Annotated in this window: 10 protein-coding genes; 7 read left to right on the top strand and 3 right to left on the bottom strand. The window is 64.8% G+C overall.

Going from position 1 to position 15312, the window contains the following annotated elements; genetic code table 11:
• Nucleotides 1-13 precede the first annotated feature (13 nt).
• The 5 genes from kdpA to IVA91_RS18345 all read left to right on the top strand — a co-directional run bounded on the left by kdpA (nucleotide 14) and on the right by IVA91_RS18345 (nucleotide 8007).
• Nucleotides 14-1717: a potassium-transporting ATPase subunit KdpA gene (gene kdpA, locus IVA91_RS18365; RefSeq protein WP_247459044.1), complete on the top strand. Its 1704-nt coding sequence runs from the start codon at nucleotides 14-16 to the stop codon at nucleotides 1715-1717.
• Nucleotides 1718-1734: 17 nt separating this feature from the next.
• A complete protein-coding gene (gene kdpB, locus IVA91_RS18360; RefSeq protein ID WP_247278328.1) occupies nucleotides 1735-3849 on the top strand; it encodes a potassium-transporting ATPase subunit KdpB in 2115 nt (704 codons plus the stop codon).
• A gap of 108 nt (nucleotides 3850-3957) precedes the next feature.
• Entirely contained in the window at nucleotides 3958-4560 is a 603-nt protein-coding gene (locus IVA91_RS18355; protein WP_247278329.1) for a K(+)-transporting ATPase subunit C, read from the top strand.
• 37 nt (nucleotides 4561-4597) lie between these two features.
• Nucleotides 4598-7321, top strand: coding sequence for a sensor histidine kinase KdpD (locus IVA91_RS18350; protein ID WP_247278330.1), 2724 nt, complete (start codon nucleotides 4598-4600; stop codon nucleotides 7319-7321).
• Nucleotides 7318-8007: a response regulator transcription factor gene (locus IVA91_RS18345; RefSeq protein ID WP_247278331.1), complete on the top strand. Its 690-nt coding sequence runs from the start codon at nucleotides 7318-7320 to the stop codon at nucleotides 8005-8007. The genes IVA91_RS18350 and IVA91_RS18345 overlap by 4 nt, the downstream gene beginning before the upstream one ends.
• A gap of 49 nt (nucleotides 8008-8056) precedes the next feature.
• On the opposite strand, the gene IVA91_RS18340 is transcribed toward IVA91_RS18345, so the two are convergent.
• Complete coding sequence (locus IVA91_RS18340) at nucleotides 8057-8941, bottom strand: Ku protein (RefSeq protein ID WP_247459043.1); 885 nt, start codon at nucleotides 8939-8941, stop codon at nucleotides 8057-8059.
• Nucleotides 8942-9057: 116 nt separating this feature from the next.
• Here IVA91_RS18340 and ligD point away from each other — a divergent pair, with 116 nt between their 5' ends.
• Complete coding sequence (gene ligD, locus IVA91_RS18335; RefSeq protein WP_247278333.1) at nucleotides 9058-11742, top strand: DNA ligase D; 2685 nt, start codon at nucleotides 9058-9060, stop codon at nucleotides 11740-11742.
• A 123-nt stretch (nucleotides 11743-11865) separates the two neighbouring features.
• On the opposite strand, the gene IVA91_RS18330 is transcribed toward ligD, so the two are convergent.
• Nucleotides 11866-12030, bottom strand: coding sequence for a DUF3309 family protein (locus IVA91_RS18330; protein ID WP_018318514.1), 165 nt, complete (start codon nucleotides 12028-12030; stop codon nucleotides 11866-11868).
• 178 nt (nucleotides 12031-12208) lie between these two features.
• Here IVA91_RS18330 and IVA91_RS18325 point away from each other — a divergent pair, with 178 nt between their 5' ends.
• Nucleotides 12209-12523, top strand: a complete 315-nt coding sequence (locus IVA91_RS18325; RefSeq protein WP_247278334.1) for a polyhydroxyalkanoic acid system family protein — start codon at nucleotides 12209-12211, stop codon at nucleotides 12521-12523.
• A gap of 2 nt (nucleotides 12524-12525) precedes the next feature.
• Here the strand turns inward: IVA91_RS18325 and treY are convergent, their stop codons facing one another.
• A complete protein-coding gene (gene treY / locus IVA91_RS18320; RefSeq protein ID WP_247278335.1) occupies nucleotides 12526-15312 on the bottom strand; it encodes a malto-oligosyltrehalose synthase in 2787 nt (928 codons plus the stop codon).

Raw genomic sequence — 15312 nt, 5'->3', positions numbered from 1 at the left:
AAGGGTTGATTCCATGACTATGATCGGTTGGCTCCAGATCATTCTGTTTTGCGCCATTATCGTTGCGCTCGCAAAACCGCTCGGCGGGTACATGACGCGCGTGTTCAACGGCGAGCGCACCTTCCTCTCGCCGGTACTGCGTCCGATCGAGGCCGGCATTTACAGGATTTCCGGCGTCGACGAGAAGCGCGAGCAGCATTGGCTGACCTACACGGTCGCCATGTTGCTGTTCCATGTCGGCGGCTTCCTCATCATCTACGGCGTGATGCGCCTTCAGGCCGTGCTGCCGTTCAATCCGGCCGGGCAGGGCGCGGTCGCCGAGGATCTCTCCTTCAACACCGCGGTCTCCTTTATCACCAACACCAACTGGCAGAACTACGGCGGCGAGAGCACGCTGTCCTATCTCGTGCAGATGCTCGGCCTGACGCACCAGAACTTCCTGTCGGCCGCGACCGGCATCGCGCTGGCGATGGCCTGGATCCGCGGCTTCTCGCGCGCCTCGATGCGCACGGTCGGCAATTTCTGGATCGACGTCACCCGGTGTACGCTCTACGTGCTGCTGCCGATCTGCGTCGTCTATGCGCTGTTCCTGGTCTGGCAGGGCATGCCGCAGACGCTCGGGCCGTATATCGAGGCGACGACGCTCGAAGGCGCCAAGCAAACCATCGCGGTCGGGCCGGTCGCTTCCCAGGTCGCGATCAAGATGCTCGGCACCAACGGTGGCGGCTTCTTCAACGCCAACGCCGCTCATCCCTTCGAGAACCCGACCGCGCTGTCGAATTTCGTGCAGATGCTCTCGATCTTTGCACTCGGCGCCGCACTCACCAACGTATTCGGCCGCATGGTCGGCAACCAGCGCCAGGGCTGGGCAATCCTCTCCGTGATGGGCGTGCTGTTCCTGGCTGGCGTCGCCATCACCTGTTGGGCGGAAGCAAACGGCACCGCGACGCTCCATGCGCTGGGCCTGACCGGCGGCAACATGGAAGGCAAGGAGGTCCGGTTCGGCATCATCGCATCCTCGCTGTTTGCCGTCGTCACCACCGCCGCCTCGTGCGGCGCTGTCAACGCGATGCATGACAGTTTTACCGCACTCGGCGGCATGATCCCGCTGATCAACATGGAGCTCGGCGAAATCATCGTCGGCGGCGTTGGCGCCGGCATGTACGGCATGCTGCTGTTCGTCATCCTCGCGATCTTCGTCGCGGGCCTTATGGTTGGCCGCACCCCGGAATATGTCGGCAAGAAAATCGAGGCGCGTGAGGTCAAGATGGCTATGCTGGCGATCCTGGTGCTGCCGCTGATGATCCTCGGCTGGACCGCCGTCGGCGTGGTCTATCCGACGGCAGTCGCCTCCATGGCGAATGCCGGCCCGCACGGCTTCACCGAAGTGCTCTACGCCTTCACATCGGCGGCCGGCAACAACGGCTCGGCCTTCGCCGGGCTCACCGGCAACACCTTCTTCTACAACCTGACGCTGGCAAGCGCGATGTTCGTCGGCCGCTTCTTCATGATCGTCCCGGCCATGGCGATCGCGGGCTCGCTTGCGGAGAAGAAATCGATCCCGGCGTCCGTGGGCACGTTCCCGACCACCGGAGGCCTGTTCGTCGGCCTCGTGGTCGGCGTCATCCTGATTATGGGCGGCCTGACCTTCTTCCCGGCGCTCGCGCTCGGCCCGATCGTCGAACATCTGGCGATGAACGCCGGCAACCTGTTCTGATTGTTGGAGTGACCTCCATGGATACGATGAAACTGCAAAAACGTGCGCCGATGTCGGCAATGCTCGATCCCAGAATCGTGATGCCCGCGATCCGCGCCTCCTTCGCCAAGCTCGATCCGCGTCTGATGGTGAAGAATCCCGTCATGTTCGTTGTCGAGGTCGTTGCAGTGCTCACGACTGTGATCTCCCTGCGCGACCTCGTCATTGGCGGCGCGAACCTCGGCTTCACCTTCCAGATCATCGTCTGGCTCTGGTTCACGGTGCTGTTCGCCAATTTCGCCGAAGCCGTGGCCGAAGGCCGCGGCAAGGCGCAGGCCGAATCGCTGCGCAAGACCCGCACGGAAAGCCAGGCCAAGCTCCTCACTGGTGCTGGCGAGAATTTCAAGCTCGTGCCGGGCACGAGCCTGAAAGTAGGCGACATCGTGCTGGTCGAGGCCGGCGACACCATCCCTTCCGACGGCGAGGTGATCGAGGGCGTCGCCTCCGTCAACGAGGCCGCCATCACCGGCGAGTCCGCGCCCGTGATCCGCGAATCCGGCGGTGACCGCTCTGCGGTCACGGGTGGCACGCAGGTGCTGTCGGACTGGATCCGCGTCCGTATCACGGCAGCCCAGGGCTCGACCTTCATCGATCGCATGATCAAGCTGGTCGAGGGCGCCGAGCGGCAGAAGACCCCGAACGAGATCGCGCTCAACATCTTGCTCGCCGGTCTCACTGTCATCTTCGTGTTCGCCACCGTCACCATCCCCAGCTATGCGGCCTATGCCGGCGGCTCGATCTCGGTGATCGTGCTGGTCGCGCTGTTCGTGACGCTGATCCCGACCACCATCGGCGCGCTGTTGTCGGCGATCGGCATCGCCGGCATGGACCGTCTGGTACGCTTCAACGTGCTGGCGATGTCCGGCCGCGCGGTCGAGGCGGCCGGCGACGTCGACACACTGCTGCTGGACAAGACCGGCACCATCACGCTCGGCAACCGGCAGGCGACCGCCTTCCGTCCCGTGCGCGGAGTGACCGAGCAGGAGCTGGCGGATGCAGCTCAGTTGGCCTCGCTCGCGGACGAGACTCCGGAAGGCCGTTCCATCGTGGTGCTGGCGAAGGAGAAATACGGCATTCGCGGCCGGGACATGGCCGAGCTTGGCGCGACCTTCATCCCATTCACGGCGCAGACCCGCATGAGCGGCGTTGATGCCGGTGGCGCGTCGGTGCGCAAGGGCGCTGTCGACGCCATGCTGAACTATGTTGACGGCGGCGCGCCGCTGGCGATTGCCTCCGGCAACGTGCCGCGGGCGACCCAGCCGGCCGCCCTGTCGGATCTCGGTCGCGAGATCCAGACTATTGCCGATGATATCTCGAAGGCCGGCGGCACGCCGCTCGCGGTCGCCAGGGACGGCAAGCTGCTCGGCGTCATCCAGCTCAAGGACATCGTCAAGGGCGGCATCCGCGAACGCTTCGCCGAGCTGCGCCGCATGGGTATCCGCACCATCATGATTACAGGCGACAACCCGATGACGGCGGCCGCGATCGCGGCGGAAGCGGGCGTCGACGACTTCCTGGCGCAGGCCACCCCCGAGGACAAGCTCCGGCTGATTCGCGATGAGCAGGCCAAGGGCAAGCTGGTCGCCATGTGCGGCGACGGTACCAACGATGCGCCGGCGCTCGCGCAGGCCGATGTCGGTGTCGCCATGAACACCGGCACCCAGGCCGCCCGTGAGGCCGGCAACATGGTCGATCTCGACTCCAACCCGACCAAGCTGATCGAGGTGGTCGAGATCGGCAAGCAGCTCTTGATGACGCGCGGTGCGCTGACCACGTTCTCCATCGCCAACGATGTCGCCAAGTATTTTGCGATCATCCCGGCGATGTTCCTGGCGTTTTACCCCCAACTCAACGTGCTCAACGTCATGAGCCTGTCGAGCCCGCAGAGCGCCATCCTGTCGGCGATCATCTTCAATGCCCTCATCATCGTGGCGTTGATTCCACTGGCGCTGAAGGGCGTCGCCTACCGCGCTGTCGGTGCCGGCGCGCTGCTCCGCCGCAACCTCTTGATCTACGGCCTCGGCGGCATCGTTATTCCCTTCATCGGCATCAAGGCGATCGACCTCGTCGTCACCGCCTTGCATTTGGCTTAGTCCCCTCATTGCGAGGAGCGAAGCGACGATGCAATCCTGGCTGCCGCCGCGGAGAAACTCTGGATTGCTTCGCTTCGCTTGTAATGATGAAATAACTGGAGACCCATCATGCTCAGAGAAATTCGCCCCGGCATCGTGCTCTTGCTGGTGCTCACCGCCATTACGGGCCTTGCCTATCCGCTCGCAATGACTGCCATCGCCGGCACGTTGTTTCCGGTGCAGGCGCAGGGCAGCCTAATCGAAAGGGACGGCAGGGTGGTCGGATCCGCTCTGATCGGGCAGGAGTTCAAGGACGACAAATATTTCCGCGGTCGTCCCTCGGCGACGCTGGCGCCCGATCCCAATGATTCGACCAAAACTGTGCCGGCGCCCTACAACGCTGCCAATTCGGGCGGCTCCAATCTCGGCCCCACCAGCAAGGCGCTGGCCGACCGGCTGAAGGAAGATGTGGACAAGCTGAAGGTAGAAAATCCATCCGCGCCGATACCGGTCGATCTGGTGACGACGTCAGCTAGCGGTCTTGATCCCGACATCTCGCCGGAAGCGGCGCAATTCCAGGTGCCGCGCGTGGCGAAGGCACGGAATGTGCCGGAGGACCAGGTCAGGCAGCTCGTGACTGCCAATACCGAAGGCCGTTTGCTGGGCCTGATCGGCGAGCCCCGCGTCAACGTGCTGGCGCTGAATCTCGCGCTCGACCGCGCCGCGAAGTAGTCTAGGCTCAGCACGCCGGGATGATTATATTGGCCTGATGGTTCAACCGCGCCGCGATCCCGAACAACGTCCGTCGCCCGATGCGTTGCTGGAAACCGCGCGTCGGGCAGAAAGCGCGAGCGGCAAGCTGAAGATCTTCGTGGGCGCCGCCCCGGGCGTCGGCAAGACCTACGAGATGCTGCAAAGCGCCCACGCCAAGCGCAAAGCCGGCATCGACGTCGTGGTCGGCTTCGTCGAGACCCACGGCCGGGCTGAGACCGAGGCGCTGGTGCGCGGGCTCGAAATGGTCCCCCGCAAGAGGATCGACTACCGCGGCCAGATCGTCGAGGAGATGGACCTCGATGCCGTGATCGCGCGGCGGCCGCAAATTGCGCTGGTCGACGAACTCGCCCACACCAACGCGGTCGGCAGCCGCCACCCCAAGCGCTATCTCGATGTCGAGGAACTGCTCTCCCGCGGCATCGACGTCTATACCGCCGTCAACATCCAGCACATCGAGAGCCTGAACGACGTCGTCGCCCAGATTACCCATGTGCGGGTGCGCGAGACGGTGCCGGATTCGGTGTTCGATCGCGCCGATGCGATCGAGCTGATCGACCTCACGCCCGACGACCTGATTCAGCGGCTGAAGGAGGGCAAGGTCTATGTGCCGAGGCAAGCCGAGCGGGCGCTGGAGCATTATTTCTCGCCGGGCAATCTGACCGCGTTGCGCGAGCTCGCCTTGCGGCGCACGGCCGAGCGGGTCGACGAGCAGCTCCTCACCCACATGCAGGCGAACGCCATCGCCGGTCCCTGGGCTGCGGGCGAACGTATCCTCGTCTGCGTCAGCGAGGATCCGCGCGCGGCCGGGCTGGTGCGCTATACCAAGCGGCTGGCCGATCGGCTGCATGCCCCGTTCACCGCGCTCTCGATCGAGACGCGCCGCTCGCTCCAGCTTTCCGACGAGGAGCGCGACCGGCTGGCCGATACGCTGCGGCTTGCCGAATCGCTCGGCGGCGAGGCGCTGACGATTCCCGCTGTGGGCCGCCGCATCGCCGACGACGTCGTGAACTTCGCACAAGGCAACAACGTCACCCAGATCGTGATCGGCAAGTCGACCCGCTCGCGCTGGTTCGAGATAGCGCGCGGCTCAGTCGTGCATGACCTGGTGCGCCGCGCCGGCAACATCACCGTCCACGTCATCGCCGGTGACGAGCTGCCCGGCGAGGCCGTGCCCAAGACCGCGGTACAGACCGCTGCGCGCGCGGAGCCGTTCAACCCGCTGCCCTATCTGAAGGCGCTCGGGATCGTGCTGATCGGGCTCGGCGCCGCGGAGCTGGTCCAGCCCCGGTTCGGCATCGAGAACGTCGACCTCGTGCTGCTGACGGCGGTGGTCGCGGTTGCGGTCCGCTACGGCCTGTGGCCGTCGCTGCTCGCGACCGTCGCGGCCTCGCTGTGCTACAATTTCTTCTTCCTGCCGCCGATCTATACCTTCACGATCACCGACCCGACCAACGTTGCCGCCTTCGTGCTGTTCGTGGTGGTGGCGATGATCGTCTCCAATGTCGCGGCACGTGTGCGCATCCAGGCCGACACCGCGATCGGCCGGATCCGGATGACCGAGCAGCTCCATGCCTTCAGCCGCAAGCTCGCCGGCACCGGCACGCTCGACGATGTGTTGTGGGCAACCGCCTATCAGATCGCGCTGATGCTGAAGGTCCGCGTCGTGTTGCTGCTGCCGGAAGAGGGCCTGCTCACGGTGAAATCCGGCTATCCGCCGGAGGATGAGCTCGATCAGGCCGACCTCGCCGCCGCCAATTGGGCCTGGAGCAACGACCGCACCGCAGGCCGCGGCTCGGACACCCTGCCGGGTGCGAAACGGCTGTTCCTGCCGATGCGCACCGGCCGTGGTCCGATCGGCGTCATCGGCATCGACAACGACCGCACCGGCCCGCTATTGACCCCGGACCAGCGCCGGCTGCTCGATGCGCTGGTCGACCAGGGCGCGCTCGCAATCGAACGCGTGCTGCTGGTCGAGGACATGGATCGCGTCAAGCGCACTGTCGAATCCGAACGGCTGCGTTCGGCGCTCCTGACCTCGATCTCGCACGATTTGAAGACGCCGCTCGCCTCGGTCCTTGGGGCGGCCTCCACCATGCGCGACCTCGACGGCGCGCTCTCTGACACCGAGAAGCGCGACCTGCTCGCGACCGTGATCGACGAGTCCGAACGGCTCAACCGCTTCATTGCCAATCTGCTCGACATGACCAAGCTCGAATCCGGCGCCATCGTGCCCAATACGGCGCTGCACGATCTCGGCGAGATCGTCGGTAGCGCGCTGCGGCGAGCGGCCAAGATCCTCGCTGCTCACAAGGTCGAGCTTGCGCTGGCGGCCGATGTGCCGATGCTCGAGCTCGATGCCGTGCTGTTCGAGCAAGTGCTGTTCAACCTGCTCGACAACGCCGCGAAATACTCGGCGCCCGACACCACGATCGCGATCCGCAGTCAGCGCGAGCGGGATGAGATCGTTCTCCAGATCGCCGATGAGGGCGGCGGCATCCCACCCGACGAGCTCGAGAGCGTGTTCGACAAGTTCTATCGCGTGCAGAAGGGTGATCATATCCGGCCCGGTACCGGCCTCGGCCTCGCTATCTCCCGTGGTTTCGTCGAGGCGATGCGGGGCACGATCTCGGCCGCCAACCGCAGCGACCGGAGCGGCGCGATCCTCACCATCCGTCTGCCCGTCCCAGTGCAGACCCACGCATTGGATACCGCCGCGTGAGTGCTGCCCCGATCAAGGTCCTGGTCATCGATGACGAGCCGCCGATCCGTAAACTGCTGCGGATGGGGCTGACGACGCAGGGCTATGAGATTCTGGAGGCGTCGAACGGCAAGACCGCGCTGGACAGGCTTGCCGAGGAGCCGGCGCTGATCATCCTCGATCTCGGCCTGCCCGACGTGCAGGGACACGAGCTGCTGCGCACCATCCGCGCCCGCAACGAGGAGGTGCCGATCGTGGTGCTGTCGAGCCGCGGCGACGAGGCCGGCAAAGTGCAGGCGCTCGATCTCGGCGCCGACGATTACCTGACCAAGCCGTTCGGCATGGAAGAGCTTCTGGCCCGCTTGCGTGCCGCGCTGCGCCACCAGCTTCAAGTCAAAGGCGAGCGCCCTGTGTTTCGCACCGGCGATCTCTCCGTCGATCTCGTCCGCCGCATCGTCAAGGTCGGCGAGCGCGAGGTGAAGCTGTCACCGAAGGAATACGATCTCCTTCGCGTCCTGGTGCAGCACGCCGGCAAGGTGCTCACCCATCGCTTCCTGCTCAAGGAGCTCTGGGACGAGCTGACCGACGCGCAATATCTGCGCGTCTATGTCCGCCAGCTCCGCCAGAAGATCGAAGCCGACCCGGAACGGCCGCACTATGTGCTGACCGAGACGGGAATCGGATACAGGCTGAAGGCGGGTGATTAGACCAGCCGTCATTCCGGGGGCGATGCCTTGCGTCGCGCCGGAATGACAGTCAGCCTGCCTTGCGATGCCTTGCCGTCGACCGGTGCGCCTTCTTCGCGCTGCGATGCCGCCCGGTCGACCGGCGCGCGTGGGGCTTCGCCGATGTCTTCCCGCCTCCGCGCCCCTTCAGGCTCTGCTTCAGCGCGTCCATGAGGCTGACGACGTTGCTCGGCCGCTCCTCGGGCTGCGGCAGCTCGATCTTCTTGCCGCTGGCCTTGCGCTTCACCAGCGCCTTCAGCGCGTTCTCGTACTCGTCCTTGAATTCGCTAGGGTCGAAATGCGCGGCCTTGCTGTGCAGGATGTGACCGGCGAGCTCGACCATGTCCTTGGTGATCTTCGGGCTCTTGATGTCATCGAAGAACTGGTCCTCGTCGCGCAGCTCGTACGGATAGCGCAGCGTGGTGCCGAGCAGGCCCTTGCCGAGAGGCTCGATCGCCATCACGTGCTCGCGATTGGTGAGCACGATTTTCGCGAGGGCCACGCGGTCCTGATCCTTCATCGCATCGCGGATCACGGCAAAGGCGTCGGCCGCGGCCTTGCCGTCGGGCGCGATGTAATAGGGGTGGTTAAGGTAACGCTTGTCGATCTCCTCGCGCGGCACGAAGCTCTCGATGTCGATGGTGTGGTTGCTCTCGATCTGCACCGCTTCGAGCTCCTCCGGCTCGATCTCGACATACTTGCCCTTGCGCAGCTCGTAGCCGCGGCCCTTCTGGTCGCTCTCGACGACGTCGCCGGTCTCGGAATCGATCATCTGCTGCTTGAGCCGGTTCCCGGTCTCGCGGTTGATGAGATGAAACCGCGTCTTCTCGGCGGCGGTTGCAGCGGGGTAGAGCACGACGAGGCAGCTGACCAGCGAGAGCTTCAACGTTCCCTTCCAATAGGCACGCGGGGCCATTCCATTCTCCAGCGTTTTCAAGGCGTTTTGGAACCCCAACCCGGCCATGGGGTTTTGGTTCCGGGTGGGACTTTGGCCGTGATAGGCTTGAATGCCGAAAGAGAGCGGGACCGGTCGTGCTGCAAAAACTCTCCACTTACCGACAGAAGCGTGATTTCGAGAAAACGCCCGAGCCATCGGGCAAGACCGCCGTGGCGCCGTCGAAGCAGCGGCGCTTCGTGATCCAGAAGCACGATGCGAGCCGGCTGCACTACGACCTCCGACTCGAGTTCGACGGTGTCTTCAAATCCTGGGCCGTGACGAAGGGGCCCTCGCTCGATCCGCATGACAAGCGGCTGGCGGTCGAGGTCGAGGACCATCCGCTCGACTATGGTGATTTCGAAGGCACGATCCCCGAAGGCCAGTATGGTGGCGGCACCGTGATGCTGTGGGATCGAGGCTATTGGGAATCGGAAGATCCGGAAGCCGGCTTCAAGAAGGGCGATCTCAAGTTCACCCTCCATGGCGAGAAGCTACAGGGAAGCTGGGTGCTGGTGCGCATGCGCAACGACCGCACCGGCGGTAAGCGGACAAACTGGCTGCTCATCAAGCATCGTGACGAATATGCGCGCGAGGGCAACGACAACGACATCCTCGAGCAAGACAAGTCCGTTGCTTCTGGTCGCGCGATGGAGCAAATCGCTGAAGGAAAGGGCCGCGCGCCCAAGCCCTTCATGCTGGCCAAGGGGCCGAAGGGCAAGGCCGACGCAGTCTGGCAATCCAACCGCGCCGAGGAGACGAAAGGGCGCACAGTGACTCCCGCGCCGCGCACGGCGTTGAAGGCTAGACCGACGGCGAAGAAGACAGCCACGACAGCAGCGAGCGCCAAGAAGGTCTCGGAGATGCCGGACTTCGTGGCGCCGCAGCTCTGCACGCTGGTCGAGCGGCCGCCGGCCGATGGTGGCTGGTGCCATGAGATCAAGTTCGACGGCTATCGCGTCCAGCTCCGGGTCGAGGACGGCGAGGCGACGCTCAAGACGCGGAAGGGTCTCGACTGGACCGGCAAATTCGTCTCCATTGCCAAGGAAGCGGGGGCGCTGCCGGATGTGCTGATCGACGGCGAGATCGTCGCGCTCGACCACAACGGCGCGCCGAACTTCTCCTCGCTTCAGGCTGCGTTGTCGGACGGCAAGACCGACGAGCTCATCTTCTTTGCCTTCGACCTCCTCTTCGCCGAGGGCGAGGATTACCGTCGGCTGCCGCTTGGCGAGCGCAAGGCGCGGCTGAAGGAGCTTCTGGAATCACGCAAGCGGAAAACGAGCCAGATCCGGTATGTCGAGCATTTCGAGAGCGGGGGCGATGCCGTGCTGCAATCGGCCTGCAAGCTCGAGCTCGAGGGTGTGGTGTCGAAGAAGCTGGATGCGCCGTATCGCTCCGGCCGCACCGAGAGCTGGGTCAAGTCGAAATGTCGCGCCGGCCATGAGGTGGTGATCGGCGGCTACAAGACCACGAACGGCAAGTTCCGCTCGCTGATGGCGGGCGTGCAGCGCGGCGATCATCTCGCCTTCGTCGGCATGGTCGGCACAGGCTTTGGCGCCGACAAGGTCAAGCGCCTCATGCCTTCACTGAAGGCCATGGAGGCCAAGCAAAGCCCCTTCGGCGGCAAGAACGCGCCGAAGAAGACCCGCGAGGTGCACTGGCTGAAGCCGGAGCTCGTCGCCGAGATCGAGTTCGCCGGCTTCACCGCCGACGGCAATATCCGTCAGGCCGCGTTCAAGGGACTGCGGCAGGACAAGCCGGCCAAGGAGGTTGAGGCGGAGACGCCGGTCGATACCGAGCTCGCCGAACCCTCGGCCAAAGGAGCGAAGCGCGCAAAAGCGCGGCCAGGTGCGCAGTCGGCCCTGGGCGGCAGCAACGCCGAGGTCATGGGCGTCGTCATCTCCAAGCCGGACAAGGAGCTGTGGCCCGATGACGGACATGGCGATGCCGTGACCAAGTTGGACCTCGCGCGCTATCTCGAAGCCGTCGGCGAATGGATGATCGTGCACCTCAAGGGCCGGCCGTGCTCGCTGATCCGCGCCCCTGACGGCATCAAGGGCGAGTGCTTCTTCCAGCGCCATGCCATGCAGGGGACGTCGAACCTCCTGGAGCTCGCAAGAGTCTCCGGCGACCGCAAGCCGTATTTGCAGATCGATCGGATCGAAGGGCTCGCGGCGGTGGCGCAGATCGGCGGCGTCGAGCTGCATCCCTGGAATTGCGCGCCCTATGCCTATGACACGCCGGGCCGGCTGGTATTCGATCTCGATCCGGCGCCCGACGTCGAATTCGCCGACGTCGTCGAGGCGGCCAAGGAGATGCGGCAGCGGCTGAGCGATATCGGCATGGACAGCTTCTGCAAGACCACAGGCGGCAAGGGCCTCCACGTGGTGGTGCCGCTGCTCCACGGCGCGCGCGACAAGGTGAGCTGGAAGGAGGCCAAGGCGTTTGCGCAAGGCGTCTGCCAGTGGATGGCCGATGACGATCCCGAACGCTATCTGCTCAACATGTCGAAGAAGCTGCGCAAGGGAAAGATCTTCCTGGACTATTTGCGCAACGACCGCATGTCGACCGCGGTTGCCCCACTGTCGCCGCGCGCGCGCACCGGTGCCACGGTGTCGATGCCCGTGACTTGGGCGCAGGTGAAGAGCGACCTCGATCCGAAGCGATATACGATGCGCACGGTGCCGGGCCTGCTGGCGCGATCGAAAGCGTGGGAGGGCTATGAGGATGCCGCCGCATCGATCAAGGCGGCGATCAAGAAGCTGGCGGGAAAGGTGAAGTAGGTTTGTGCTACCGCGCGTCGCGCGTAGGGTGGGCAAAGCGGCGCGTGCCCACCATTTTCTTTCTCGTCGCGGAACGGTGGTGGGCACGCTTTCGCCTTGCCCACCCTACGCGATCCGCCTCGGCTATATGCGTCCCATCAGGAGCAGGATCAGCAGGATGACGATGACGAGACCGAGGCCGCCGCCGCCGTAATAACCGGTGCCGTAGAACGGCCCGCCGCCGATGCCGCTGAAGCCGCCGAGCAGGGCGATGACCAAGATGATCAGAATGATCGTGCCGATAGACATGCGAGTCTCCTCCAGCCCTTTCTTGAAAGGGTCGTCTGACCTGTCCCGTTATCCGGGGGCAACTTGCCGCAGGTTTTAAAGTTCCGGCTTCGCAATGCGGGTTCCTGCTTCAGCAGTTTGGAACTTTTGCCTTTCCATGCGGCATGATGAGGTGAGGATCAGCAGCAGGGTCACGGCCATGGCAGAACCGCTCGTCGTCTCAATTCCGCATCGTCTCGGCCGCGACGAGGCGGTACGCCGGCTCAAGACGGGGCTTGGCCGCGCCGCAGCAAGCATTCCCGTGATGCAGGTCGAAGAGGAGCGTTGGAGCGGCGACTGCATGAATTTTCGCATCCGCGCGCTCGGGCAGATCGCGACCGGCAAGGTCGACGTTGCCGAAGATCACGTCCGGGTCGAGGTGGTGCTGCCCCGGCTGTTGCAACGCTTTGCCGAGATGGCCCAGGGCGCGATCAGGAAGCGCGGACAGTTGCTGCTGACCAAGGACGGAAAGTAGCCTCAGGCGCGCACGCGCTGCCGCATCGGCTTTGCTGCACTGGCGGTGCGCGCCTCGATGACGGTCCCGGGAAGATCGCGCAGGGCCCGCGCGAGCGGCAGTTCATCGCCTGCAAAGCCTGCCGCGGTGTAGCCGGTGATATCGACGGTTGCATCGAAGCCTTCCAGCGCCGGCCATTCCCGACCTCCTTGCGTGAACGGCGCAAAGTGACGCCCGACCGCGACGATCGCGGCCGCCCGGCCATGGCGGCGGGCGAACGCGATGACGTGCTCAGCATGCCCGCCGTGAACCTCGAGTGGCTGATAGTCACCCTGGACGAAGATGTCGGGGAGCCGATTGCGGAGCTTAAGGAGGTGACGCGTCCAGGCCAGCTTGAGCCGGCCGTCCGGCCAGGCCTTGATCAGGTCGCTCCAGTCCGGAGCTTCCAAGGACGTCAGCGCCCTGCGGCGCGCGGCAAAGTCCACCGGCCGCCGGTTGTCGGGGTCGACCAGCGAGAGGTCCCAGAATTCGGTGCCTTGGTAGAAGTCTGGCACGCCTGGCAGCGTCGCCTTGAGCGTGAGCTGGCTCAGCGAGTTCAACATGCCGAGCAGTGCGACGCGGCGGGCCAGGGTCTGCAGAGCCTCCAGGAATTCTGCGGACTGGGCGGGGTCGAGGATCTTGTCGATGAAGCTCTTGACCCCGTTTTCATACGCTTCATGCGGATTGAGCCAGCTCGTCTCCTCCTTGCCTTCACGCGCGGCCTTGAGGGCATAGGCCTGGATGCGCTCGACAAAATCAGGACCGACCGGCCCCTGGAGCGGCCAGGCTCCGAGCAGGGTCTGGTAGAGCATGTACTCGAATGTCGCCGACGGCGCGCGGAAACTATCTCGGTGGGTGAGATGTGGCGCGTTCAACACCTTCCAGCGCGCCACCGCGCTGGTCCATTCGCCGGGAATCTCGCTGAGCGCCGCGATCCGCGCGCGGGCGTCCTCGCCGCGCTTGGTGTCGTGGGTGGCCGTGGCGGTCATGCCGTGCGGCCATTCCCTGGCACGGGCCTGCATGGCCTGATGGAAAGCGGGAATAGTGAGGCCGATGCTCGCGGGATCACCGCCGACCTCGTTCAGCGCGAGCAGCCGGTGGAACTGGTAGAACGCGGTGTCCTCCAGCGACTTCGCCATCATCGGTCCGGTGAATTGCTGCACCTTCAGCGCGAAGCGGCGTACGCGCGGCGCGCTGTGTGGGGGACGCCCAGGTTTGAGCAGGTCCATGGTCAGAGCGTCGCGGAGGAAGTCGAAAATGCCATCATCCGCGGCGAACCATTCTCCGCGGGCGCGTTCGATGGTCTCATCGATCAGCTTGCGATCGTGTGCGGTCGGCGCGCTCGTCGTGAGGTAAGTGCGGTAGACCGGGAAATGCAGCACATAGAGCTCGAGGGCCTGGCGCAAGCTGTCGGCCGAGAAGTCGCGCGTCGAGTAATGCCCGTTGGCGATGCGCGCCAAAAGGCGCGTCAGCACGGTGAACTCGCTGGTGAGCAGCGTCTCCAGCACCCGCCGCTTGGCGTCCTTGACGTAAGGCGCAAGCCGGGGCGGCCGGTTGCTGATCTGCCGCCAGGTCTCGTCCAACGCCGTCAGCCCCTTGGCGTCGACCAGCACCTGGGTGATGACGTTCATCCATTCATAGCCGGTGGTGCCCTGGACCCCGGCGAAATGCGGCAGGCGCTCGTGCTCGCACAGGATCTTCTCGACCACTGTATAGAATGGCTTTGTGTTGCCTTGGGCGTCGCGGACCAGCCGGCGCAGCCGCTGGCAATATTGTGCGGGATCGCGCAGGCCGTCGATGTGATCGAGACGGATGCCTTGCAGTCTGCCGTCGGCGATGAGCTGCTTGACCAGCCGGTGCGTGGCGGCAAACGTGCCGGGATCCTCGACGCGCAAGCCGGCGAGGCCGTTGACGTCGAAGAAGCGGCGATAGTTGATGTCGCTGGAGGCGAGGCGCCAATGCCCGAGCTTGTAGTGCTGGCGCTCGAGCAGATGATGCAGCGCCAGCGTCTGGGCGGGACGGTCCTTGGCAGCGCGATAGGCGGCAAGTCCGCGCGCGATGATGTCGGCAGCGCCCGCAATGTCCTTGAGTTCTGCCTTGAACGCGGGAGCTTCCTTGCGGTTGGGACGGCGCAGTCCGGTGTAGCGCGCCGCGAGCGCAAGCAGGCGCTTGCCGGGCTCCGTTTCCCCCGCATCCGCCTCCTTGACGATCATCCGCAGCACTTCGCCATAGCGCTCCGGCGCGACGGGTAAGCGGTGCTCGAAATACCAGGCGGAAAGACTGCCCTGGTCCGGATCATAACGCAGCTCGATCTCGCCGCGCTCGAGCGCATCGCCATAGGGCGCGCCGAGAATCGGCAGCAGCACGCCGCCGCGGGCGCGGAAGGCCAGTTGATCCCAGTCGATGTCGAATGAGACCGCATGCGGTGAAGCCTGGCCCCACTCCAGCACGTCGAGCCACCAGGGATTGTCGGCAAAATGCACGCCGACGTGATTGGGCACGAAGTCGATGATGAGTCCGAGGTCGTGATGGATCAATGTTTCGCTCAGCCGCGCGAAACCGGTCTCGCCGCCGAGTTCGGGGCTGAGCTGGCTGTGATCGACCGTGTCATAGCCGTGGGTCGAGCCCTTGCGAGCCTTCATCACCGGGGAGGCGTAGAGATGCGTGATCCCGAGCGCCTTCAGATAGGGCACAACCGCGGCGGCCTTGTCGAAGCCGAAATCCGCGGTGAGCTGGAGCCGGTAAGTCGCGAGCGGAATGGCCGGAGGCAT

The sequence above is a fragment of the Bradyrhizobium sp. 153 genome, assembly GCF_023073835.1.
GTDB lineage: Bacteria > Pseudomonadota > Alphaproteobacteria > Rhizobiales > Xanthobacteraceae > Bradyrhizobium.
Note: the sequence above shows the minus strand (reverse complement) of the source record. Positions and strands in the feature narration are given on the sequence as shown.

Excerpts from the sequence above, each read along its gene's own strand:
- IVA91_RS18350 (WP_247278330.1), top strand. The coding sequence starts at position 4,598 with ATGGTTCAACCGCGCCGCGATCCCGAACAACGTCCGTCGCCCGATGCG.
- IVA91_RS18325 (WP_247278334.1), top strand. The coding sequence starts at position 12,209 with ATGGCAGAACCGCTCGTCGTCTCAATTCCGCATCGTCTCGGCCGCGAC.
- treY (WP_247278335.1), bottom strand. The coding sequence starts at position 15,312 with ATGCCTCCGGCCATTCCGCTCGCGACTTACCGGCTCCAGCTCACCGCG.
- kdpB (WP_247278328.1), top strand. The coding sequence starts at position 1,735 with ATGGATACGATGAAACTGCAAAAACGTGCGCCGATGTCGGCAATGCTC.
- IVA91_RS18330 (WP_018318514.1), bottom strand. The coding sequence starts at position 12,030 with ATGTCTATCGGCACGATCATTCTGATCATCTTGGTCATCGCCCTGCTC.
- kdpA (WP_247459044.1), top strand. The coding sequence starts at position 14 with ATGACTATGATCGGTTGGCTCCAGATCATTCTGTTTTGCGCCATTATC.
- IVA91_RS18340 (WP_247459043.1), bottom strand. The coding sequence starts at position 8,941 with ATGGCCCCGCGTGCCTATTGGAAGGGAACGTTGAAGCTCTCGCTGGTC.
- IVA91_RS18355 (WP_247278329.1), top strand. The coding sequence starts at position 3,958 with ATGCTCAGAGAAATTCGCCCCGGCATCGTGCTCTTGCTGGTGCTCACC.